Origin of the sequence: Arthrobacter sp. PGP41, assembly GCF_002953935.1 — a bacterium.
Lineage (GTDB): Bacteria > Actinomycetota > Actinomycetes > Actinomycetales > Micrococcaceae > Arthrobacter.
Window position 1 is genome coordinate 3,740,503 of the sequence record NZ_CP026514.1, and the last position, 22,462, is coordinate 3,762,964.

Annotated in this window: 19 protein-coding genes; 13 read left to right on the forward strand and 6 right to left on the reverse strand. The window is 65.8% G+C overall.

Annotated features, from left to right (window positions below; genetic code table 11):
• The first annotated feature begins 50 nt into the window (after nt 1-50).
• The 3 genes from C3B78_RS17160 to C3B78_RS17170 are packed head-to-tail and all read left to right on the forward strand — an operon-like array spanning nt 51 to nt 4,071.
• Nucleotides 51-1,397, forward strand: coding sequence for an enolase C-terminal domain-like protein (locus C3B78_RS17160; protein ID WP_104999129.1), 1,347 nt, complete (start codon nt 51-53; stop codon nt 1,395-1,397).
• Nucleotides 1,394-2,875 carry an aldehyde dehydrogenase (NADP(+)) gene (locus tag C3B78_RS17165; RefSeq protein ID WP_104999130.1) on the forward strand — a complete coding sequence of 494 codons (1,482 nt, stop codon included), beginning with the start codon at nt 1,394-1,396 and terminating at the stop codon, nt 2,873-2,875. Before C3B78_RS17160 ends, C3B78_RS17165 begins: the two co-directional genes overlap by 4 nt.
• The gene (locus C3B78_RS17170) at nt 2,872-4,071 is read left to right on the forward strand and encodes a fumarylacetoacetate hydrolase family protein (RefSeq protein WP_442778279.1); all 1,200 of its coding nucleotides are present in this window, start codon (nt 2,872-2,874) and stop codon (nt 4,069-4,071) included. Before C3B78_RS17165 ends, C3B78_RS17170 begins: the two co-directional genes overlap by 4 nt.
• 84 nt (nt 4,072-4,155) lie before the next feature.
• Here the strand turns inward: C3B78_RS17170 and arfA are convergent, their stop codons facing one another.
• From arfA to C3B78_RS17195, 5 genes are all read right to left on the reverse strand, one after another.
• Nucleotides 4,156-5,694, reverse strand: a complete 1,539-nt coding sequence (gene arfA / locus C3B78_RS17175) for an arabinosylfuranosidase ArfA (protein ID WP_104999131.1) — start codon at nt 5,692-5,694, stop codon at nt 4,156-4,158.
• A 70-nt stretch (nt 5,695-5,764) separates the two neighbouring features.
• Nucleotides 5,765-6,661: a carbohydrate ABC transporter permease gene (locus tag C3B78_RS17180; RefSeq protein WP_104999132.1), complete on the reverse strand. Its 897-nt coding sequence runs from the start codon at nt 6,659-6,661 to the stop codon at nt 5,765-5,767.
• 2 nt (nt 6,662-6,663) lie between these two features.
• Nucleotides 6,664-7,566: a carbohydrate ABC transporter permease gene (locus C3B78_RS17185; RefSeq protein ID WP_104999133.1), complete on the reverse strand. Its 903-nt coding sequence runs from the start codon at nt 7,564-7,566 to the stop codon at nt 6,664-6,666.
• A gap of 27 nt (nt 7,567-7,593) precedes the next feature.
• Nucleotides 7,594-8,928: an extracellular solute-binding protein gene (locus C3B78_RS17190; RefSeq protein WP_104999134.1), complete on the reverse strand. Its 1,335-nt coding sequence runs from the start codon at nt 8,926-8,928 to the stop codon at nt 7,594-7,596.
• Nucleotides 8,929-9,113: 185 nt separating this feature from the next.
• Nucleotides 9,114-10,115, reverse strand: a complete 1,002-nt coding sequence (locus tag C3B78_RS17195; RefSeq protein ID WP_104999135.1) for a LacI family DNA-binding transcriptional regulator — start codon at nt 10,113-10,115, stop codon at nt 9,114-9,116.
• A gap of 217 nt (nt 10,116-10,332) precedes the next feature.
• On the opposite strand from C3B78_RS17195, the gene C3B78_RS17200 reads away from it, so the two are divergent.
• The 8 genes from C3B78_RS17200 (at nt 10,333) to C3B78_RS17235 (ending at nt 19,663) form a co-directional block, all read left to right on the forward strand.
• Nucleotides 10,333-11,679 (forward strand): MBL fold metallo-hydrolase, encoded by a 1,347-nt coding sequence (locus tag C3B78_RS17200; RefSeq protein ID WP_104999136.1) that lies wholly within the window; start codon nt 10,333-10,335, stop codon nt 11,677-11,679.
• Nucleotides 11,680-11,888: 209 nt separating this feature from the next.
• Nucleotides 11,889-13,424 (forward strand): sodium:solute symporter family protein, encoded by a 1,536-nt coding sequence (locus tag C3B78_RS17205; protein ID WP_104999137.1) that lies wholly within the window; start codon nt 11,889-11,891, stop codon nt 13,422-13,424.
• Between the two features lie 29 nt (nt 13,425-13,453).
• Nucleotides 13,454-14,734 (forward strand): AGE family epimerase/isomerase, encoded by a 1,281-nt coding sequence (locus C3B78_RS17210; protein ID WP_158677280.1) that lies wholly within the window; start codon nt 13,454-13,456, stop codon nt 14,732-14,734.
• Nucleotides 14,721-15,491 (forward strand): 6-phosphogluconolactonase, encoded by a 771-nt coding sequence (locus C3B78_RS17215; protein WP_104999139.1) that lies wholly within the window; start codon nt 14,721-14,723, stop codon nt 15,489-15,491. The genes C3B78_RS17210 and C3B78_RS17215 overlap by 14 nt, the downstream gene beginning before the upstream one ends.
• The gene (locus tag C3B78_RS17220) at nt 15,488-16,252 is read left to right on the forward strand and encodes a sugar isomerase domain-containing protein (protein WP_104999140.1); all 765 of its coding nucleotides are present in this window, start codon (nt 15,488-15,490) and stop codon (nt 16,250-16,252) included. The genes C3B78_RS17215 and C3B78_RS17220 overlap by 4 nt, the downstream gene beginning before the upstream one ends.
• Nucleotides 16,249-17,403 (forward strand): N-acetylglucosamine-6-phosphate deacetylase, encoded by a 1,155-nt coding sequence (locus tag C3B78_RS17225; RefSeq protein ID WP_104999141.1) that lies wholly within the window; start codon nt 16,249-16,251, stop codon nt 17,401-17,403. Before C3B78_RS17220 ends, C3B78_RS17225 begins: the two co-directional genes overlap by 4 nt.
• On the forward strand, nt 17,400-18,692 hold the full coding sequence (locus tag C3B78_RS17230) for an alkaline ceramidase (protein WP_104999142.1): 1,293 nt from the start codon (nt 17,400-17,402) through the stop codon (nt 18,690-18,692). Before C3B78_RS17225 ends, C3B78_RS17230 begins: the two co-directional genes overlap by 4 nt.
• On the forward strand, nt 18,689-19,663 hold the full coding sequence (locus C3B78_RS17235; RefSeq protein ID WP_104999143.1) for a LacI family DNA-binding transcriptional regulator: 975 nt from the start codon (nt 18,689-18,691) through the stop codon (nt 19,661-19,663). The genes C3B78_RS17230 and C3B78_RS17235 overlap by 4 nt, the downstream gene beginning before the upstream one ends.
• A gap of 40 nt (nt 19,664-19,703) precedes the next feature.
• Here C3B78_RS17235 and C3B78_RS17240 read toward each other — a convergent pair whose 3' ends face one another.
• A complete protein-coding gene (locus C3B78_RS17240; RefSeq protein WP_104999144.1) occupies nt 19,704-20,456 on the reverse strand; it encodes a GOLPH3/VPS74 family protein in 753 nt (250 codons plus the stop codon).
• Nucleotides 20,457-20,644: 188 nt separating this feature from the next.
• On the opposite strand from C3B78_RS17240, the gene C3B78_RS17245 reads away from it, so the two are divergent.
• On the forward strand, nt 20,645-21,880 hold the full coding sequence (locus tag C3B78_RS17245) for an NYN domain-containing protein (protein ID WP_104999145.1): 1,236 nt from the start codon (nt 20,645-20,647) through the stop codon (nt 21,878-21,880).
• A gap of 101 nt (nt 21,881-21,981) precedes the next feature.
• A complete protein-coding gene (locus C3B78_RS17250; RefSeq protein WP_104999146.1) occupies nt 21,982-22,305 on the forward strand; it encodes a hypothetical protein in 324 nt (107 codons plus the stop codon).
• Nucleotides 22,306-22,462: the final 157 nt, after the last annotated feature.

Below are 22,462 nucleotides of genomic sequence, written 5' to 3' on the forward strand. Positions count from 1 at the left end.
TCATATAGGAATAGCCCACGAACTCCTCCCAGTGCAGAGAGAAGACCAGCATGCCTTCCATTTCTTCCATCCGTACCCAGGACGTCCGCTTCCCGACGTCCCTGGAACTCGACGGCTCCGACGCAGTCAACGTTGACCCCGACTACTCCGCCGCATACGTTGTGATCCGCACCGACGCGGGCGACGAAGGCCACGGTTTTGTGTTCAGCTGCGGCCGCGGCAACGAGGTCATCACCCACGCCATCGATTCCTACGCAGCCCTCCTGGTGGGCCGGGACATCGACGAGCTCATCTACGACCTTGGCAACGCCTCCAAGCGGCTCATCCACGATTCCCAGCTGCGCTGGCTCGGCCCGGAAAAGGGCGTCACCCAGATGGCGGCCGGCGCCCTGGTCAGTGCGCTCTGGGACATCCGGGCCCGGCGCGAAAACAAGCCGCTGTGGCTCCTGCTCAGCGAAATGCCCGCGGAGGAAATCGTCGACGTCGTCGACTTCACCCACATCCGGGATGCCCTCAACCCCCAGCAGGCCCTGGACATCCTGCGCGCCGGCGAGGACGGGAAGGCGGCACGGATCGCCGCACTCAAAGTGGACGGCTACCCTGCCTACACCACCTCCCCCGGTTGGCTGGGCTACAGCGACGAAAAGCTGGTCCGGCTCAGCAAGCAGGCGGCAGCGGACGGCTTCTCCATGATCAAGCTCAAAGTGGGCGGGGACATCAACGATGACCGCCGCCGCATGGCCCTGGCGCGGCAGGCCGTGGGTGAACTTCCCATCGCCATCGACGCCAACCAGCGCTGGGAGGTCTCCGAAGCCATCGAATGGGTTAACCAGCTGGCGGAATTCAACCCGTACTGGATTGAAGAGCCCACCAGCACCGATGACATCCTGGGCCACGCGGACATCCGCAAGGGCGTGGCCCCGGTCCGGGTTGCCACCGGTGAGGCTGTTGCCAGCCGCATCGTGTTCAAGCAGCTGCTGCAGGCAGGCTCCATCGATGTCCTCCAGCTTGACTCCACCCGCGTGGCCGGCGTCAACGAGAACATCGCCAACCTGCTGCTCGCCGCCAAGTTCGGCGTCCCGGTCTGCCCGCACGCCGGCGGCGTGGGGCTCTGCGAGCTCGTCCAGCACTTCTCCTTCTTCGACTATGCGGCCATCACCGGCAGCCAGGACGGGCGCATGATCGAGTATGTGGACCACCTGCACGAGCACTTCGCCGAGCCGGTTCGGATCGTCAACGGCCGTTACGCTGCCCCGCAGCTGCCCGGCACCGGCGCCGAAATGCTCAGCGCCTCGCGGGCCCGCTGGGAATTCCCGGGTGGCGCCGGCTGGGCCGAGGTGGGCAACCGCGCCGCCGTCACCGGGGCCCGGCTCGCCCAGGCGGGAGGCGTCCGATGACCACCAGCGTGGACGAGCTGGACGCCGTCGTCGAGGCCGCCCACGCCGCCTTCGCAAAGGCCCGGACAGCGGATCCCTTCACCCGGGCGTCATGGCTGGAGGCGGTGGCAGCAGCGCTGGATGCAGACGCTAACGCTCTGGTGGCGCTCGGGGAACAGGAAACCCACCTGGCCGAGGCGCGTCTCCGCGGCGAACTGAAGCGCAGCACCTTCCAGCTCCGGCTCTTCGCGGACGAGATCCGGCGCGGCGAGCACTTCGATGCCACCATCGACCACGAGGATCCGGAATGGGGCATGGGCCCGCGGCCCGACCTGCGCCGCTACAACGTGCCGCTGGGCGTGGTGGGCGTCTTCGGCGCCTCCAACTTCCCGTTTGCCTTCAGCGTGATGGGCGGCGACAGCGCCTCGGCGCTTGCCGCCGGCTGCGCCGTGGTGCACAAAGCCCACGACGGGCACCGGCAGCTTGCCCTGCGCACCGCGGAGGTTGCGGTGGCTGCACTGGACGCCGCCGGCGCGCCGTCGGGCCTCTTTGCCCTGGTGACCGGAAGGTCCGCCGCGGAGGCCCTCGTGGACCACCCCCTGACGAAGGCCATCGGCTTCACCGGCTCGACGGCTGGCGGCCGCGCCCTCTTCAACCGTGCCGCCGCGCGTCCCGAGCCCATCCCCTTCTTCGGCGAGCTCGGCGGCATCAACGCAGTCTTCGTGACGGAGAACGCGTGGGCGGCACGCCGCGACGGGATCGTCGCCGGCTACGCGGGCTCCTTCACCCTGGGCATGGGCCAGTTCTGCACCAAACCGGGCCTGCTGTTCATTCCCCGCGGGCACACCGACGCCGTCCGTGCGGCGCTGAAAAACGCGCTGGCAGGCTTCGCTGCCGCGCCGCTGCTCAGCGAGCGGCTGCACGAGGGGTACGCGGGCGCCGTCGGCGGTCTCCGTGGAACGCAGGGCGTGGAGGTGCTGGTGGAGGGCGACTTTGCCGAGGCGCCGTCCCCCACCGTGCTGCACACTTCTGCGTCCGCGGTGCGCAAGGATCCGTCCATCCTGCACCAGGAGATGTTCGGGCCGGCGAGCCTCATTGTGGAGTACGGGGACGAGTCCGAGCTCCCGGCACTGGCCGGACTCCTCGAGGGGCAGCTCACCACCACCCTGCAGGCGGAAGCGGACGACGACGTCTCCGACCTCGCCGCCCGGCTCACCGACATCAGTGGCAGGGTGCTGTGGAACGGCTGGCCCACGGGCGTCACCGTCAGCTACGCGCAGCACCACGGCGGGCCTTACCCGGCGACGTCGTCCAACACCACGTCGGTGGGGACGGCCGCCATCCGGCGTTTCCTCCGGCCCGTGGCCTTCCAGTCCTTCCCGGCGGACCGGCTGCCGGAACCGGTGCAGGATGCCAATCCCTGGCGGGTGCCGCAGCGTATCGACGGCGAGTGGCAGCGGCCGGAGGCTGCGCCGGCGACGGCGGGTGGCGGCCAGTGAACGTGCCCAGGCCCATTGAAACGTCGTCGGTCCTTCCGGAGGACGCGGCTTCCGCGCTCCTGATCGGCCGGATCTGGGACGTCGAAGCGTCCGGCCCGCGCGTCGTGGTGGTCCAGGGCGGGGACGTCTATGACCTCCAGCCCCTGGCCGAAACGGTCTCCGAACTCCTCGAACGTCCGGACCTGGTGGCGGATGTCCGGAACGCCATGACCGTGCCCCGGTGGTCGGCGTCGGAGATCATCGAGGCGTCCCTGGCCCGCGATACAACCCGCCCGCATCTCCTGGCCCCGGTGGACCTCCAGGTCGTCAAGGCCTGCGGCGTGACGTTCGTGGACAGCATGATTGAGCGGGTGATTGAGGAGCGCTGCGGCGGCGACGCCAGCCGCGCCAGGCAGACCCGGGAGCTGGTGGCCAGGGCGCTGGGCGGCAGCATCGCCGCGGTCCGGCCCGGTTCGCCGGAAGCTGCCGAGGCCAAGAAGGTGCTGATCGCGGAAGGGCTGTGGTCGCAGTACCTGGAAGTGGGCATCGGGCCGGACCCCGAGGTGTTCACCAAGGCCCCGGTGCTTGCGTCCGTGGGCCTCGGCGCGCAGGTGGGGATCCCGTCGTTTTCCCACTGGAACAACCCCGAGCCGGAGCTGGTGCTGATCGCCACCTCGGCGGGTTCCGTTGTGGGCGCCACGCTCGGCAACGACGTCAACCTTCGGGACGTGGAGGGCCGCAGCGCCCTGCTCCTGGGCAAGGCGAAGGACAACAACGCCTCCTGCGCGCTGGGTCCGTTCATCCGGCTGTTCGACGACGGCTTCACCCTGGACACGCTCCGCGAGGAGGAGATCCTGCTGCGGGTCGATGGCACGGACGGCTACTGCCTTGAGGGCCGCAACTCGGTGGCCCGGATCAGCCGGCCGTTCGAAGAACTGGTGGCCGCGACCCGCGGGCGCCACCACCAGTACCCGGACGGCTTCGCACTGTTCACCGGCACGCTGTTCGCCCCGACGCAGGACCGCGACCAGCCGGGGCAGGGCTTCACGCACAAGATGGGCGACACGGTCACCATCCGCAGCCGGCACCTCGGTGCGCTGGTCAACCAGGTGGGCCGCGCCGAGGAATTGCCGGAATGGTCCTTCGGGCTGCGGCAGCTGTTCGAGTACCTGCACCACCAACGGGCCCTCCAGGAGTCTGCAGCCCAGGTGCGGTAGGCGGCCGGAAGCGGACGACGGCGGGAGGCTCCCGCCGTCGTCCGCTTGCTTTTGATGCCGCTCCCCAAGGCGACGGTGGACGCGTCAGTTCTTGGCGACGTCCAGCTCAATCACGGCCCAGGACAGCGCCGGAAGCGTTGCCCGGAGCTCGGATCCGCTCGCCTTCGCGCCTTCCAGCGGCTTCAGCCCCACCTGGTCCGGGCGGTCCTGGCTGTTGGCGGTGAAGCGGTTCCCGCCGTCCGGAATTTCCAGGACCTCCGCGCGGACCACCTGGCGGGCGTCAAACCCGCGCAGTGAGACGTCGATGTCCGCCGCTTCCTCAAGGCCGCGGTTAGCCAGGAAGAGCGCAACGCGGCCCGTCTCCTCGTTCCACGTCGCGCTGACGTCTACGAGGTCGGTGCCGCCGAAGCGCGCGTTCTCGTACTTGTCCGAGTCAACGGACAGGCGCAGGATCTGTCCCTGGGCCAGCTCTGCCATCCGGGCGAACGGGTGGAAGATGGTCTGGCGCCAGGCCGGACCGTTTTCCTCGCTGAAGATCGGGGCGATGACGTTGACCAGCTGCGCCTGGTTGGCGATCTTGACGCGGTCGCCGTGGCGGAGCAGCGAGTTCAGCAGGGTTCCCACCACCACGGCGTCCGTCACGTTGTACTTGTCCTCGATGAGCCGGGGGTGCTCGCGCCAGCCGGCCTTGGCGACGTTGCGCAGCTGGTCCTCGGTGTCCCGGCCGCGCTGGTACCAGACGTTCCACTCGTCGAAGGAAAGGTTGATGTGCTTCTTGTGCTTTCCCTTCGCCCGGACGGCGTCGGCAGTCGCGATGACTGATTCGATGAAGTAGTCCGTGTCCACTGCGCTGGCCAGGAAGCTGCCGGCATCGCCGTCGTGCTCCTGGTAGTAGGCGTGGAGGGAGACGTAGTCCACCTCCTCGTAGGCGTGCGTCAGGACAGTCTGTTCCCAGGCGCCGAAGGTGGGCATGCCCGAGTTGGAGCTTCCGCAGGCCACCAGTTCGATGTCCGGGTCCACGAAGCGCATGGCCTTGGCGGCTTCCTGCGCCAGGCGGCCGTATTCCTCGGCAGTCTTGTGGCCGATCTGCCACGGCCCGTCCATCTCGTTGCCCAGGCACCAGAGCTTGATGTTGAACGGATCCTTGTGGCCGTTCTTCGCGCGGAGGTCGGACCAGTAGCTGCCGCCGGGGTGGTTGGCGTATTCCACGATCTCGCGGGCCGCGTCCACTCCCCTGGTGCCCAGGTTGATGGCTTCCATGATTTCCGTGCCGGCCTGGCGGGACCAGTCGACGAATTCGTGCAGGCCGAACGCGTTGGTCTCCACGGTGTGCCAGGCGCCGTCCAGCCTGCGGGGACGGTCCTCGCGCGGGCCGATGCCGTCCTCCCAGTTGTAGCCGGAGACGAAGTTGCCGCCGGGATACCGGATGACGGTGGCACCGAGTTCCTTGACGAGCTTGAGGACGTCGCGGCGGAAGCCCTTGTCATCGGCTTCAGGGTGGCCCGGCTCGTAGATGCCGGTGTAGACGCAGCGGCCCATGTGCTCCACGAAGGAGCCAAAAAGGCGGCGGGGAACTTCGCCGATGGTGAAGTCGCGGTCGAGGGTGATCCGTGCGCGGGACATGTACAGCACTCCTTGGTCGTTTTTCAGGTCTGTTTCGTAGCGTTGGCTTGGTGGGCGGAAAAGTGCCGGATCAGGTCCCGGCGAGGCCCGTCGTCGCAACGCCCTTGATGATCTGGCGCTGGAAGAAGAGGAAGACGAGGATCAGCGGCAGCGCAGCGAGCAGGGCGGACGCCATGTTCTGCGCGTACTGGATGCCGTAGGCGCTCTTGATGGTCTGCAGCCCCACCGGCAGGGTGAGGAGCGCGCCGTCGTTGGTGGCAATGAAGGGCCACAGGAAGTTGTTCCACGCGCCGATGAACACGAAGATGGCGACGGCGGCCAGGATGGGCCGGGACAGCGGCAGGACGATCTGGGTGAAGATCCGCATGCGGCTGGCGCCGTCCATCACCGCGGCTTCCTCAAGTTCGCGGGGAATCTGGTCGAAGAACTTCTTGAGCACGAACACCATGGCCGGGTGGATGACCTGCGGCAGGATGATGGCCCAGGAGGTGTCGATCATGTGCAGGGCGAGCATCTGGTAGAAAAGCGGGATGATCAGGACCGGCGGAGGGACGATGATGGAGGCGATGATCACCGTCATCAGCACCTTCTTGCCCTTGAAGTCGATCCGGGACAGGGCATAGGCCACCAGCGCCGAGATCACCAGGGTGATGGCCGTGATGGCCGCCGAGGTGTACAGCGAGTTCCACGTCCAGAGCGGGATGTTGCCGTCCTGGAACACCTTCACGAACGCTTCGGGAGTAAAGCCCGACGGCGGCACCCAGGTGAGCTTCGGAGCTGCGGCATCCGTCTCGGTCTTGAAGGCGGTGGCGGTTGCCCAGGCGAAGGGGACCAGCCAGAGGACTGCGATCAGTGCGGCGACCACGACGGCGGCTATCTTGCCGGCGGTCATCTTCTTGCGGGGCTGGCGGAGTTCCTGGCTGGTGCTGATGCCTGGCTCGGCGCGGTCGAGGGTCTGAATTGCCATGGTTATGCACTCCTGCGGCGGGTGATGACGAACTGCATGACCGAGACGAGCACTATCAGTCCGAAGAAGATGTAGGAGATGGCTGCGGAATAGCCCAGCCGGTAGCCGGTGAACCCGGTTTCAAAGATGTACTGCACCACCGGCCGGGTTGATCCTCCGGGACCGCCGGCGGTCATCTGGTACACCTGGTCGAAGATCTTGAGCGAGGCGAGGATCTGGAGGAGGACGATCATCACGGTGGTGGGGGTCAGCTGCGGCAGGGTGATGGAGAAGAACTGGCGCCAGGCCCCGGCACCGTCGAGGGATGCCGCCTCATAGTGCTGGTGCGGGATGTTTTGCATCGCGGCCAGGTAAAGCAGGAAGTTGAACCCCACCGTCCACCAGAGCGTGGCAATGACGATCGCCCACATGGCCACGTTGGGATCGTTGAGCCAGGCGACCTTGGGGATTCCGATCTTGGACAGGGAATCGTTGATGAGGCCAAGCTGCGGGTTGTACATCCACGTGAAGAACAGCGAGACCACGGTGGACGCCAGCAGGTAGGGAGCAAAGTAGGAGAGCCGCCACAGCCATTGGGCCGGCAGGCCGACGTTCAGCAGTGCCGCCATCACCAGGGCCACCAGCACCAGCGGGACCGTGCTGATCACCGTGAAATAGAGGGTGTTGCCGAGTGAGCGCCACATCCCGGCATCGGCCAGGGCTTCGGCGTAGTTCGCAAAGCCGATCAGGCTGTCATTGGCTCCGGTCAGGGACTTGCCGGTGAGGCTCATGTAGACGCCGTACAGAAGGGGCCACACAAGGAAAACGAGGAAGAAAACCAGGAAGGGCGCGGCGAACCCCCAGCCGCTGAGGTTGCTCCTGGTGAGGCTCCCGGGGCTCCGCCGGGCTGCTAGTGAAGAACTCATGTAGGACTCCTTTGTCGCTCGGTGGGGTTAGACCGGGTTGGGCCGGGAAAGAAGGTGGTTGGTGCGCTCTTCGAAGGCGTCCCAACCTGCGGCTGCCTTGTCGCGGCCAAGGAGGACGTTCTGTACGGTCTCCGCGAAGTAGGTCTGCCAGTCGGAGCCCGAGCCGCTGAACCAGGACTCGGGATCGTAGGCGATGACGTCGGCTGCGTTGGCGTAATGCGCCTGCGGCGTGAGGTCCTTGTAGGCCTGGGACTGGACCACCGGCTGGTACGCGGGGATGTGGCCCGCTTCTGCCCAGGACAGGGATCCCTTGAGGACATCGCTGACGAACTTGTAGACATCGCGGCGCTTCGCGTCGTCCACGTTCAGCTGTCGCGGAAGGACGAAGGAATGCGAGTCTGCGTAGGCAGCAGGGGTGCCATAGAGCGTGGGGATGGTGGCCGCGTCCACCGGCAGGCCTGCCTTCTTGAGCGTCGGCAGCTCCCAGACGCCGCTGAACAGCATGCCCGAGCCGCCGCGGGCGAACTCCGCGATGCCCGTGCTGATGTCGCCGCTCTTGGCCGCGATGGTGTCATCAAAAAGCGATGCCATGAATTCCAGCGACTCAATGGCTGCCTCCCGGTCAACCTTCATCGGCTGGCCCGGCGTCAGGATGATGTCCGCGCCGTGCTGCTTGTAGAGCGTGTAGAAAAGCCGCCACATCTGGGAACCACTGCCCAGGTAGCCAAAGGACAATCCATGGGCCTGGGTGACCTTCTGCATTTCCTTGGCCACCGCCACGAACTCCTGCGGGGAAGCCACTTCCTGCAGTTGCCCGTTGCCGGCCAGGACTCCGGCCTTGCGGGCGATGTCCGTGTTGTAGAACATGACGAACGGGTGTGAATCCAGGGCGATGGAGAACACCTTGCCGTTCTGCCGGCTCTTCTCCCAGATCCGCGGGGCGAAGTTTGCCTCCGTCACTCCGTTCTCTGCCAGCAGCGAGAGGTCCCAGGGGTCGATCAGGCCGCCGGGGGCGTAGCCCGGCACCCGGCTGGCATGCATGATCGCGAGCTCCGGCGGACGTCCGCCTGCCGAGGCCATGGCCAGTTTGGTGTAGTACGGCGGCCCCCACGCCAGCACGGTGGGATGCACCTTGAACGCCGGGTTGGCCTGGTTGGCGCCGTTGATCATCGCCTGCATCTTGATGCCGTCGCCACCGGACAGCAAATGCCAGAACCCGATGTCCCGCACGCCGGAAGCCTGGGCGTTTCCGCCGCAGCCCGTCAGTGCGCCTGCTGCCAGGACACTGCCCAAGGCGGCCGTTCCTGTCAGTAACTGCCGCCGGGACAACTGCTTCCCTGGCAAGAATTCAAACTGCTTCACCAATCACTCCTTTGGATGGGTCCGCTGAAAGGTCACTGCTTCTTATTCGAAACTCCGTTACCGGTGCGCTCCATACCCGGGCCAAACGCCTGCAGGGGGTGACGCAGGTCTCACGTTACATCGATGTAATGGAAGACCGCAAGGGAAAATTGTTAGCGCAAACAAGGTGGGCGTACGCTCTCGCTTCAGCCGCGGCTGCTGTCCCTCTCCACGATGCTGTAGTCGATGGAAACCACGCGCTGTTCCTGGCCGCGGTCCGCCATCCGCTCCGTCAGGAGGCGCAGGGCTTCGCTGGCAATAGCGCGCTTGTCGAAGGAGACAGTGGTCAGCGACGGCACGGCATAGCGGCCGTCGGCAATATCGTCGAACCCCGCCACAGCAATGTCGTCCGGTATGCGCAGGCCCCTCTTCCAGAGCACGCTCAGGGCTCCGATGGCCATGGAATCCGTAAAGCAGAACAACGCCTCCGGGAGCGGACGCGAGTCCAGGTAGGCCGTGAGCGCATCGGCGGCAGTCTGCGGCGTCCATCTTTCGCAGGGGATCAGCAGCGACTCGTCCCGGTCAATGCCCAGGATCCCCAAGGCCTCTTCATAACCTTGCGTCCTCTGGATCGCCGCGGCGGATCCCCTGCCCTCGGTGGTTCCCAGGACGGCGATCCGGCGTCGCCCGGACGCGGCCAGGGCCAGGGTCATGTCCCGCGCGGCGCCGACGCTGTCCACGTACACGCGGTCGGCGAGCTTTTGCGCGACCTCACCGAGCAGGACCACGGGCGGCAGGGCAACGCCCACCTGCACGGCACTCTCGTCCAGCACCACCGGGTTCAGGATCAGCCCGTCTATCAGGTTGGAGCGGGCGCGCACCATGAGTTCGTGTTCGCGCTGGGGATCCGAGCCGGTCTCCTCGATCTGCACGATCCAGCCCTGCTCATGCGCCACTTCAACGATATTGTGGGCAATTTCTGCCGAGTACGGCGTGCCCAGGTCAGGCAAGGCCAGGGCAATCACCCCGGACCTCCCGTTCCGCAGCCCCCGGGCGGAGAGATTGGGCACGTAATCCAGTTCGAGGATGGCCTGCTCCACCTTGGACCGGGTGGCCCCGCTCACCGGAACGATGCCGTTCATCACGTTCGAGACAGTCTTGGGCGAAACCCCGGCGCGGCGGGCGACATCCTTGACCGTTGCGCGCAATGCTCCCCTTCCCAACTTTCCGGGCCAGAGCCGGCAACCCGGTGACCGCCTCCACGGCTGGCCTGCTGACGATGTTACCTCCAGTTGGGACGGACGACGGCGGGACCTCCCGCCGTCGTCCGTCCCCCGCCGGAGGGGTGCCGGCAGGGCTACCAGCCCCGCATTGCCGGGGGTAACGTGGCGATCAGGCTGATACCCATCCAAGGAGGAACCCGGCATGGAAGTCGTCACCATCGAAACGCCCCAGCTTGGCGACCGCACCTACCTGGTCCACGACGGCGAGGTGGGCATCGTCATCGATCCCCAGCGGGACACCGACCGGGTGGAAAAGGCCGTGGCGGACGCCGGGGTGAGGATCACGCACGTTGCCGAGACGCACATCCACAACGACTACGTCACGGGCGGACTGCAGCTCGCCAAGGAACACAACGCCGCCTACCTGATCAACGCCGCGGACGACGTCCCGTACGCCCGCCAGCCGATCTCGGACGGAGACACGGTGCAGGTGGGAAGGATGGTCCTCAAGGCGGTGGCCACGCCCGGGCACACCCACCGCCACCTCTCCTACATCGTCACGGACGGCGAGCGCCAGGCCGTGTTCTCCGGAGGGAGCCTGCTCTACGGCTCCGTGGGGCGCACCGACCTGGTCAGCGACGATGACACCGTGCCGCTCGCCCACCACCAATACGCCTCGGTGCGGCGCCTGGTGGACGAGGCCGGCAGGGACGCCCGGCTCTACCCCACCCATGGCTTCGGCTCCTTCTGTTCCTCACGCCCGGCCAGCGTGGCCGAATCCTCCACCATCGGCGAGCAGCTGAAGGAAAACCATGCACTGACGGATCCGGACGAGGACCACTTCGTCCAGGAGCTCATCCACAACCTCACGGCATACCCCTCCTATTACGCCCATATGGCTCCGATCAACCTGGCAGGCCCCACGGCGCCGGCCCTGGAACTGCCGGACTCCCTGGACCAGGATGAGCTGGCGTCCCGGCTGCAGCGGGGAGAGTGGGTAGTGGACTTGAGGAACCGCATTGCCTTCGCCAGAAGCCACCTCAGCGGCAGCGTCAGCTTCGAATACGGCGATGGCACCAAGTTCACCGCATTCCTTGGCTGGGTCCTGCCCTGGGACGAACAGCTGACCCTCGTGGGTGAACGCCAGGACATTGAGAATGCCATTCGGGATCTTTCCCGCATCGGGATCGACAACCCCGACGCCGCAATCGGCAGCGGGCCCGCGGAAATCGCGCCCGCGGCACCCACGTCTTCCTACGCCAGTGCTGGCTGGCAGGAAGTGCTGCAGAAGCCCAAGGACGAGTGCATCCTTGATGTCCGCCGCACAGATGAGTTCGAACGGGCCCATATCCGGGAGGCAACGAACATCCCGGTCCATGAACTGCTGCGCCGCATGGACGAGGTGCCCCCCGGGCGGCTGTGGGTGCACTGCGGTTCCGGGTACCGCGCGGCAGTGGCGGCGAGCCTGCTGCAGCGCGCAGGCCGCGACGTGGTGCACATCGACGCAAGCTTCCGCGACGCGAAGAAGGCCGGCCTCACCCTGGCCTAATCCGGTGCCGGCAACCTCAGGCGCACGCGGTTCCTTCCCTCGGCCGCCAACTCTATCCAACGGCGTGCAATCGCTTGCATGATGCATGCAGTTCCCCTCTGCGGGTTCGCCGAGTTGGTACTAGAAAATTGCTTTGGCCACAGGCCTTGTCGTGCAAACGTTTGCATGCGAGTGTGGTCTCCATCGCTTCCATCTCTGCTAGGAGAAACATGCACGCTTTGGACTGGATCGTTTTGTCGGGATACTTCCTCGTGATGGTGGGGATCGGATGGTGGTCGAAGCGCAGGGTTCATAACGCTGCCGACTTCTTTACTGCCGGCGGCAAGATGCCGTGGTGGCTCGCGGGAATTTCGCACCACATGTCCGGCTATTCGGCGGCCGTGTTCGTCGGTTATGCCGCACTGGCCTACACAACTGGATTTGCCGTTTACGTCTGGTGGGCAATAAGCATCACTATCGCGTGCGTCGTCGGGTCGTTCCTGTTCGCACCGCGCTGGCCGCGGCTGCGCCAGCGCCTGGGCATCATCTCCCCGCTGGAGTACCTCACCACCCGCTACAACCTTCCGGCCCAGCAGGTTCTTGCATGGTCGGGAACCGCGCTGAAGATTTTTGACGTTGCCGCCAAATGGGCAGCCAGCGCCATCCTGCTCGAATCCTTCGCCGGAGTCCCGCTGTCTGTCGGCATCATCCTCGTCGGCGGCGTGACCATGGTGTACTCAACCATCGGCGGCCTTTGGGCAGATGCGCTGACCGACTTCGGGCAGTTTGTCATCCAGTTCGTTGCAGCAATCGCCCTGCTGATTGCGGCCATGGCGAAGCTTGGCGGGTTCTCCTCAATCTTCGGCATCTGGGAGCAGCTGCCGCCATCCCACTCCGCTCCCTTCGGCGGAAACCTGACCATCGCGTTCTTCCTCGCCTACATCGTCATCAGCACCGTTTCCTACAACGGCGGCACCTGGAACCTCGCCCAGCGCTTCATTGCCGCACCCACCGGATCTTCGGCCAAGAAATCGATCCTTCTCTCCGGCGGCCTGTACCTGGTGTGGCCCCTGGTTCTGTTCTTCCCGATGTGGGCAGCGCCGCTGCTTCTGCCCAACCTGGCCAAGCCGGAGCAGTCCTACGCGCTGCTGACCGAAATGCTGCTGCCCGCAGGCCTGGTGGGGCTGGTCCTTGCCGGTATGTTCTCGCACACGATGGCCATGACCTCCTCGGACGCCAATGCAATTTCGTCAGTGATCACGCGTGACATCATTCCGGCCCTGCGGCGGTCCAAGAAGCCGTTGACCTCCAAGACCGAGCTGGCGGCAGGCAGGCTGTCCGTATTCCTGTTCATCGGACTTTCGATGCTCATCGCACTGTCCGCGGATTCCTTCGGCGGAGTCCTGGGCCTCCTGATCCTGTGGTTCGGCGCCCTTGTCGGCCCGATCGCCATTCCCATGCTGCTGGGCATGCTTGCTCCGTTCAAGCGCTGCGGTCCCTCAGCAGCGCTGTTCTCCTGGGCCGCCGGCCTGATCGTGTTCGCCGTGAACAAGTACGTGCTCACAGCGCAGGTGGCAGCGCTGGGCGATCTTGCCCAGGCGGTCTCGGTCGCCGCCCCGATCCTCGCCTCCATCGCGGTCTACTGCCTCATGGGGGTCATCCGGCCCTGGCGCAACGAGGAGTCAGACGCCTTGGTCGATTCCCTGAATGTCGATGTTCCCGACGAGGTCGAAGAGAACGCCATCGCCGCGGGCGTGCGGGCATGACCGGTGTGAAGTCCGGTCATACCCCTTCCGTGCAGGACCTGACAGGATCCGGTTTCTCTCCCGGCGCCCACCTCCAGGACATAATCCTTCCGTGGTGGGACAGCAACGGCGCGGATGACCTTCATGGCGGCGTCCTGACCTGTTTTTCCAACGACGGCGTCCTGGAGTCGAGTGATAAATACACCTGGTCGCAGGGACGCTGGGCGTGGCTGTGTGCCGAAATTGCCGCCGATGCGCGCTCCGGGTTGCTGACGGTCGACGGCGACAAATGGTCCAGGCGGGCACTCCAGACGGCCGAGTTCGTCCGGACCCACTCCGTGCTGGAGGGCGGACTCACCGCCTTCCGGACAGACCAGGCCGGAGGTCCTCTGCCCTCGGGCCCGAACGGTGAACTCGCCACCAGCGTGTTTGCCGACCTGTTCGCGGTCCTCGGCCTTGCAGGGGCAGCAACGGACCCGGCATATCCGGAGCCGGCCCGGTCAGCGGCGTCGGCCACCGCTGACGAAGTCGCGGCCAGCTCCCTGGCGAGGATACGGTCACGGACTGCTTTGACTGCCCCCTATCCGGTCCGGCCGGGCTTCTGCGACCTCGCAGGTCCCATGACACTGCTTCACGCCGGGTCCGAGCTGTATAAGTCAACGGGCTCGGAAGCGGCACGGAACGCCGTGGCTTTTGCGCTCGGCCAACTGTTTGGCGGGCCGGGACAGGCGCCAATGTTGCAGGAAAAGCAGTGGTGGGAGTTCAGGCCGGACTCGGTTCAGGACGAAGAATCACTCCTGGCCAGGCACAGGACGCCCGGGCACCTCCTGGAACTTTTGTGGATGCTGATCCACAGCCAGGAGGCCATGGGGGATTCCGCGGCAGCCCTCCCCGACTGGCTGCCAGGACTTGCCCTGCGCGCGCTGGAGCTTGGCTGGGATGAAGAGCACGGAGGGCTCCTCCGCTACGTTGACAAGGACGGCGGAGTACCAGCCGGGACACTCTTTGGCGGTGACCCCTATGAGGAGCTTGTTCAGTCAACCTGGAGCACCAAGCTGTGGTGGGTGCATGCGGAAGCCATGTACGCCACCAAACTTCTTGCCCGCCACTACGGCGGCTGCGGCTTCGAAGAGTGGAATGCAAAGATCACCGACTACACGCTTGCAACCTTTCCACATCCGGGCGGACAGGAATGGACGCAGATCCGGGACAGGCAGGGAGCGCCGCTGGACATGGTGGTTGCCCTCCCTGTCAAGGATCCGTTCCACATCGCACGGACTTTGGTATTTCTCAATCGGCTCGAAAAGGATGATTTACATGCAGCACAGTGACCTCACCGTGAGCGCAGCTCAATACGGGACGCTCGCCGTCCGCGCCTACCCAGGGAAGAACGAACTCGGCAAGGCAGCCGGGGAGCATGCTGCCCGGGTCATTGCGGACGCAATCAGGGCCAACGGCACGGCCAGGGTCATGTTCGCTGCGGCGCCCAGCCAGGAAGACACCCTGAAAACGCTTATTGCCGCCACAGACGTCGACTGGTCCCGTGTGGAGTGCTTCCATATGGACGACTACGTTGGGCTCCGTCCTGATGCCCCGCAGGGCTTCGGAAACTGGCTGCAACGGCTGGTTTTCGATTCAGTCACGCCCAAGGACTTCCACCGCATCAACACGGCCGGCGATGCTTCCCAGGGGGCGGAGGATTACGCCCGCGTCATGGGGTCAGCTCCCTTCGACCTCGTGCTGTGCGGCCTCGGCGTCAACGGGCACCTGGCCTTCAATGATCCGCCCGCTGATTTCAATGACCAGAAGGCTGCCCGCGTGATTCATCTGGATGACGTCTCACGGCAGCAGCAGGTTGACGAGGGCCACTTCGAGCGGCTGGAGGACGTGCCCACCCACGCCGTGACCGTGACCATTCCGCGTCTGCTCAACGCGGCGGCGATCGTTGCCTCCGTTCCGGGCAGTGCAAAGAAACAGGCGGTTGAAGACACCCTCACCAGGGCCGTTTCAGGAACGCACCCCGGCACGATTCTTCGAACCCACCCCAATGCGTCCCTGTACCTCGACGATGAGTCCGACCCGCGATGACTGACGCGGCGGACCTGGGCGCCACTTACCTGGCACGGATCACGGCCCTCCTGGAACGGATTCACGGCGAAGAGCAGGCCTCCATCTCGAAGGCGGCTTCGCTCCTTGCCGACCAGATAGCTGCCGACCGGCTCATCCATATTTACGGGCCGGGCGGCCATTCCAACCTCGCCAGCCAGGAAGTGTTCTTCCGCGCCGGCGGCCTGATGCACGTCTCGGCGATCCTCGATGAGGGGACCATGCTATCCGGCGGGGCGCTGCGCTCCATGGCCATGGAACGGACGCCCGGCTACGGCCGCATCGTGATCGAAAACGCGGGACTGACGCCCGGGGACGTGTTGATCCTTGTGAACGCTTACGGAATCAACACCGCACTCATCGACGCTGCCCTGGCGGCGGGTGCGCTGGGCGTGCGGACCATTGGCGTCTCCTCACGGGGGCATGCCGACGGCACGGCAGCCGGCCACCCCGCACGGCACCCGTCGGGATCCAACCTGCATGACGTCGTCGACCTTCACATTGACACGAAAGTGCCGATCGGAGACGCCGTCGTCGAGCTGCCGGGCGTCACCGAGAAAATCGGGGCCGTTTCGACCTTCGCCAACGCCTACACCCTCAACTGGCTGGTGCAGTGCACCATCAAGGAACTGACGGAGCGCAACATCGAGCCGCCTGTCTGGCGGTCGGGTAACGCCCCTGGCGGCGACGAAGCCAACCGAAAGTTCCTGGACAGGTTCAAGGGCCGGGTGCATTCCCTGTGACAGTGCAGACCGCCAGGGGCCGCGACGCGGCCCGCGGGGACGTCCTCACTGTCCGGTACGACGACGGATACATCGTCTCCGTTGAACGCAGGCACGATCCCAACGCCTCGGACTTGCCCGTGCTGTCCCCCGGATTCGTCGACGCGCAGGTCAACGGTTACCTGGGACTTGACGTCAACGGGCCCGACACCGACAGCATGGTGATCGAGCGAATCACCGAGGAACTGGCGCGGATCGGCGTGACCACATGGGTGCCCACCGTCATCACCGCCAGTGAAGACGCGATCAGCCACGCACTCAGGTGTGTGGAGAAGGCCCGGAACGCGGATGCACGGGTGCGGGATGCCATTCCCAGCGTCCACGTTGAAGGGCCCTTCATTTCGGACCAGGACGGGGCGCGCGGAGTGCACGACGCCAGCCAGGTCCGGGCCATTGATCCCGAGGAGGTGCGGCGGTGGGGCGCCATCACCAGGATCGGCGTGGTGACAGTATCGCCGCATTGGGCTGACGCGCCGAGGGGAATCCGGGAGATCTGTGCCATGGGCGTCCGGATTTCCATCGGCCACACCCATGCAACCGCGGCCCAGGTCCTCGGGGCCATCGACGCCGGGGCAACACTGTCAACCCACTTGGGCAACGGTATTGCCCCGATGATTCCGCGCCATCCCAACGCCATCTGGACCCAACTGGCCGACGACCGCGTAACCTGCGGCCTGATAGCTGACGGCCACCACTTGCCGTCCGAAACACTGGAGGTCATGCTGCGCGCCAAAGGAACCCGCGGGGCATTTCTCGTTTCGGACATGACGGCGGTTGCCGGGAAGCCACCGGGGCGCTACGCGACTCCTGTGGGTGGAAGTGTTGATCTTGATGAACACGGCCGGCTCTCACATGTGGGCAGCGAGCTTCTGGCCGGCGCCGCTGCCAGCCTTCCCGACGGCCTGCGCAACGTAGTCAGGTCAACGAGCCTGGGTTTGGGGCAGGCGCTCAAACTCGTCACGGAAAACCCGGCACGGACACTGCCGGGAGCCCGTCCAGGGCTGGGAACGCTGCAGCCCGGCGCGCCTGCGGACATGGTCCTCGTCTCGGATTCCGGAACGGTGCTGGAGGTCATCAGGTCCTCGCCAAGGCGGGAGGAGATCGGCCCATGAACGACGCATCCATCACAACGGACCACAGTGGCAGCAGCTGCCTGCAGGTGGGCGCCGCCTCCGTGGAGGTTTCCGTCCCGGCCGGCACCATGATGTCCGGATTCGCCGCACGCGTGGAGCCGAGCACCGGCGTCCATGACCCCCTGACCGTGCGGGCACTTGTTATCGACGGCTTCTGCTGGGTGACGGTGGATGTGTGCGGCCTCGACGGACCCACCTGCCGGACCATAGCGGACTGCATCCCCTTCCGCGAAGGGCATGCCGTGATCAGCGCCACCCACACCCACTCGGGGCCGTGTGCCATGCGTGGCGGTTTGGGGGACTGCGACCCGGACATCATCGAGGCCATCAGCGCGGCCGCGGCAGTGGCCGTCAAGGATGCCTCCAACTCCCGGGAACCGTGCCAGGCCTATTACGGATCCTTTGCGGGCCTTGGCATTGCCAAGAACCGGCGGCACCCCGGGCGTGCAATAGACCCCGCACTGCAGGTTGTGGTCTTCAAGCGGGACGACGGGACAGCCAGGGCCTGGCTGGTGCAGTATCCGTGCCATCCCGTTGTGCTTGGCGCCGACAACCGGCTGGTTTCCGGGGACTACCCGGCCTTCGTGCGGAGCCACCTTGAGCGCGCAGCCCCAGGTTCCACCGCTGTCTTCCTGACCGGGGCCGCCGGCGATGTCAATACCGGTCATTCGGCTGAGAGTTCCTATTCCCAGGCAGCGGCTGAGCACCGGACGTTCGAGGAAGCTGAACGGATAGGAGGACTGCTCGGCGAGGCCGCGGCCCAGGCACGGACCTCGGGCAAGCCGCTCGGAGGGGTCATTCTGGCTGCAGCAGCATCCATCGACCTCTCCTTCGAGGTACTTGACGCCCGCATCCCTGCGGAATCAGCGGCCTACTGGACTAAGCTCATGGCGGACGCGGCGCCCGGGCAAAGGGCCTTGCTGCAGACCTGGATCGACTGGGCGGCACGGGACCACCTGCTGAGGGACATGAAATGGAGGGGGACGGTGACAGTTCTCCGGCTGGGCAGCCTGCTGGTGGTGGCACTGCCAGGGGAACCCTTCCTCAGGTGTGCCGAGCGCATCCAGGAAGCCTTCGCCACTCCCGTCATCGTTGCCGCCTACAGCAACGGCTGTCCAGGGTACTTTCCCACTGCCGACGAATATGACCACGCAGGATACGAAGTCACGGACGCCCATCGTTATTACGGGATGCCCGCCCCCTTCAAGCGGGGCAGCGCGGAGCAGCTGGTGGAAACGGCCATTGAACTGGGACGGCGGCTGCTGTGAGGCCCAGATCCACAATTGTCCAGGTCGCCAAGCTCATCGGGGTGGCACCTTCCACGGTGTCCCGGGCATTCACGGATCCCGGGAAGCTGAAGCCGGAGACTGTCCAACGGGTCATGGACGCAGCTGCAGAGATCGGATACGTCCCCAACCACCATGCACGCGCGTTGATCACCGGCCGCTCAGGCGCAATCGGGCTGGTGCTGCCCGATGTTGCCAACCCCTTCTTTCCCCCGCTGATCCGTTACGCGCAGCTGGCGGCGGAGGATTACGGGCTCGCCGTGTTCGTTGCAGACACAGCTGAGGACACCAAGCGGGAATTGCAGATGATTGAACGGCTGTCGCCGCAGGTGGAGGGCCTGATCATAGCTTCGTCGCGGCTCTCGGACCGGGTTCTCCAGACGGTTGCCGAGCGGCAGCCGACCGTGCTGATCAACCGGGACGTCGCCGGCGTCCCGCGCGTCCTCATCAGCACGTCCAAGGCGCTCACGGACGGGCTCCGCCACCTGGTGGATGCCGGCCACACCCGTATCGCCTATGTTGGCGGTCCGGCGAGGTCCTGGTCTGATGGGCAGCGTCATGGCGCCGTGCAGTCAACCTTGGAAAGCCTCGGGCTTGAAACCTTTTTCTTCCGCGCGAAGTCCGGAAACTACGCCGATGCCCTTGAAGTCAGCGGCGAGGTGGAAGCCGCCGGAGCTACCGCCGTCGTAGCCTTTGACGACGTTGTTGCCCACGGCCTGATGTCCGGATTCCGGGCACACGGCCTGCGCGTCCCCGAGGACATCAACGTCCTGGGGTGCGATGACACCCTGGCGATAACAACCCATCCGCCACTGTCGAGCATCTCTCTGGACCTGGCATCTGCCGCCCGGAGCGCTGTGGCAATGCTGAGGTCGGCGGGCCGGCCAGGGGCGAGCAGCGACCAGCGCTTCGAACTCGAGGGGTCCCTGGTGCTTCGCGGCACCACGACTTGATCGAGTTGGCCTAGGGTTCCCTGGTATGGCGGGCACGAACTCACAGGTTCGCGGCTTCCTCCTCCGCCAGCCTGATCATGCGGAGTTCGTCCTCCACGGCGCGGGACGGCCAGTAATCCTTGGCCAGCTCAACGGCCCGGACCCTGTCCGCTTCAGGGAAGAGCTTGCCGAGCAGCCCGGCCGCCTGCAGCAGGGCAATCAGGGCTATGGTCCTGGGTTCGGGTGCCTTGGTGCCGGTCTTGGCGGACGCGGAATCCGGCGCCTGGGCCCCGGCTGTGCCGGCACCGGCAGCCGTTGCGTCGGCAGCCCCGGAATCAGGCGGCTCGAGGTTGGACGGCGCACCGCTGAGTGCCGCTTCGATTTTCTTCAGGAGCGCGGCTTCCGGGGCATGGTCCTTTTCCGGGTAGCGTACGGCGCGGAAAAGGCCCAGGTGCCTTTCGCCGACGTGTTCCACGATGCCCAGGGAAGCCATCCCCTCGTAGACGCGCTGCACTTCGGCGCGGCCCTCGAGCACCGAGACCCACCATCGTGGAGTGTGCGGCCGTGACTTGCCGCGGATGAGCTCCAGCTCGTGCTGCAGGTGGGTGTCCGGCGCAGTGCCGGCAGCCCTGACGTGCTTGCCCTGCAGCTCGATGGCACCGAGCAGGTCCAGCTCGGCCAGCACAGCACCTGCCAGCGTGGTCCGAAGTGCGAAGACCGGAATTTCGGGTTTTCCGCTGGCATCATTTGTGGCCAGCAGCAGGAATGCCTGGGGAAGGCTCAGTTCCACCGCTTGGGGTGTTTCAGCGTCCATAGCACCATGGTGCGCCTGTCTGGCAGAGACTTCTACGGCCGAAGTACCTTGATTTCCCCGCTGGAACCCCTGTACCTGCGCCGGGGCAAAGGATGAAGGGGACGACGGCGGGACGTCCCGCCGTCGTCCCCTTGCGTGTCGCATCCGGAAGGGTCGCCGGTGGGCGGCGTTGCTGGCACACTGGCCCAATGAACGAGGCACTCTCACCCTCCCGCAGGCCTGGCATCCGGGCAGCGATGTTCGTCGATTTTGACAACGTCTTTACCGGCCTGCAGGCACTGGATCCACTGGCAGCGAAGCGGTTCGCCGAAGACCCCAAGCACTGGGCGGACGCATTGTCAGCCGGCGGTTCCGGCGAGGGGCCCCGCCGCTTCCTGATCCGCAACTGCTACCTGAACCCGATGGTGTACTCGAAGTACCGGACATATTGGACCCGGGCCGGTTTCCGCGTGATCGACTGCCCGTCGCTCACGCAGCGGGGAAAGAGCAGCACGGACATCAACCTGGTGCTCGATGCCATGGACGCGCTCTCCGGAAGCGGCGGGATCGAAGAGTTCTTCATCGCCTCGGCCGATGCCGACTTCACGTCCCTGATCCAGCGTTTCCGTGCGGCCGACCGGATGACGACGGTCATCGCTGCCGGTGCTGTGGCCTTTGCCTACCGGGAGATGGCGGACCATGTGGTGGAGTCCCACGATTTCGTGGCGATCCTCAACGGAACCGCCGGGGAGCCCATCCATGCGGTGGCGTCTGCGAAACAGCCGAATGTCCCTGCTCCAGCCAAAACGAAATCCAAGGTTAGCTCGCCGGCAATCCGTGAGGTGCTGGAGTTCGTGCGCTCCGCGCCGGGACCGGTGGTCGGCGCGATGGTGGCCCACCGGGCGCTCACGGCAGACCCTTCCCTGAAGACGGACTGGGGCGGCTTCGGGAAGTTCGGGACCTGGGTCTCGCAGATCGGCAAGGACCTCGAGTATTCCGCAGCCCAGGGCGGCTGGGTCTGGGACGGGAAACGGTTCTCGAGCGAGGATCTTCCCGTGCCGGCGGAGCAGCAGCCGGGCGTCGAAGAGCAGGTCACCCGCGTGACGGATGTGCCGGCTCTTTCAGCGTCCCAGTTCCGGCAGATTTTCCAGTCCTTGGCGGCCCGGCTTCGTGAACACCCGGTCAACCGCACCGAACTGAGCCGCCAGGTGCGGGACGACTGCGTTAGTGCCGGCCAGCCGGTCTCACGCAACGCGGTCAGTTTCGTCCTGCAGGGCCTCGCGTACGCCAACTTCCAGCTCAGCGACCAGGCGACGGCCGCGGAACTTGCAGCAGCCTGGACGGCGAATGTGGAAGAACTCTGCCGGGTGGCGCTGCTGGAGTTCGATGCCGCTGAAAAGCTGGCGGTGCGCCGGTGGGCCAGCGGCGGACTGCTGGACGCCTAAACGTGCTGGTCGAAAAGCACCGGGTTGAACTGCCGGCTGCTATCCGGCACAGCAGGACTAGACTACTAGCAGAACATCCCTTCCAAAACGGGGAGGTCCTCATGGACGCCGAAACCGCCGGCGTGACCGGTCATGATGTCACCACCATCGTTTGCGTGTGCGGCAACACCGTCAGCCAGGACGGCTTGATCCAGGCCAACTCCCAGGGCATACCTGTTCATGCCGGAGGAGACACTCCCATCCCGGATGGCCTGGCGGCGTGGCCCGAGGATGAGGACCTGTACACGCTGTGCCCCAGATGCGGCCGCGTGTACCGCGATGCCGTCATCGAAGAAACAGGAACGGCGCCCGTTGCTTTCCGGGTGGACGTCACCGCTGACCCACTTGCCGGAGCCATCCAGGCCCACTGGAACCTCAGCGTGTAGGCGCCCGGCCTTAGGAAGCCGGCGTCACGCCGGGCGCGTTGCGGGCCTGCCTCCCAAGGGGGCCCTGCCGGTACCTGTTTCAGCAGACCCTCCCTAACGCGCCCGATAAGCCGTTGACTGGAGGAAGGCCGCGCACAAGCGTGCCGGCACGGACTGC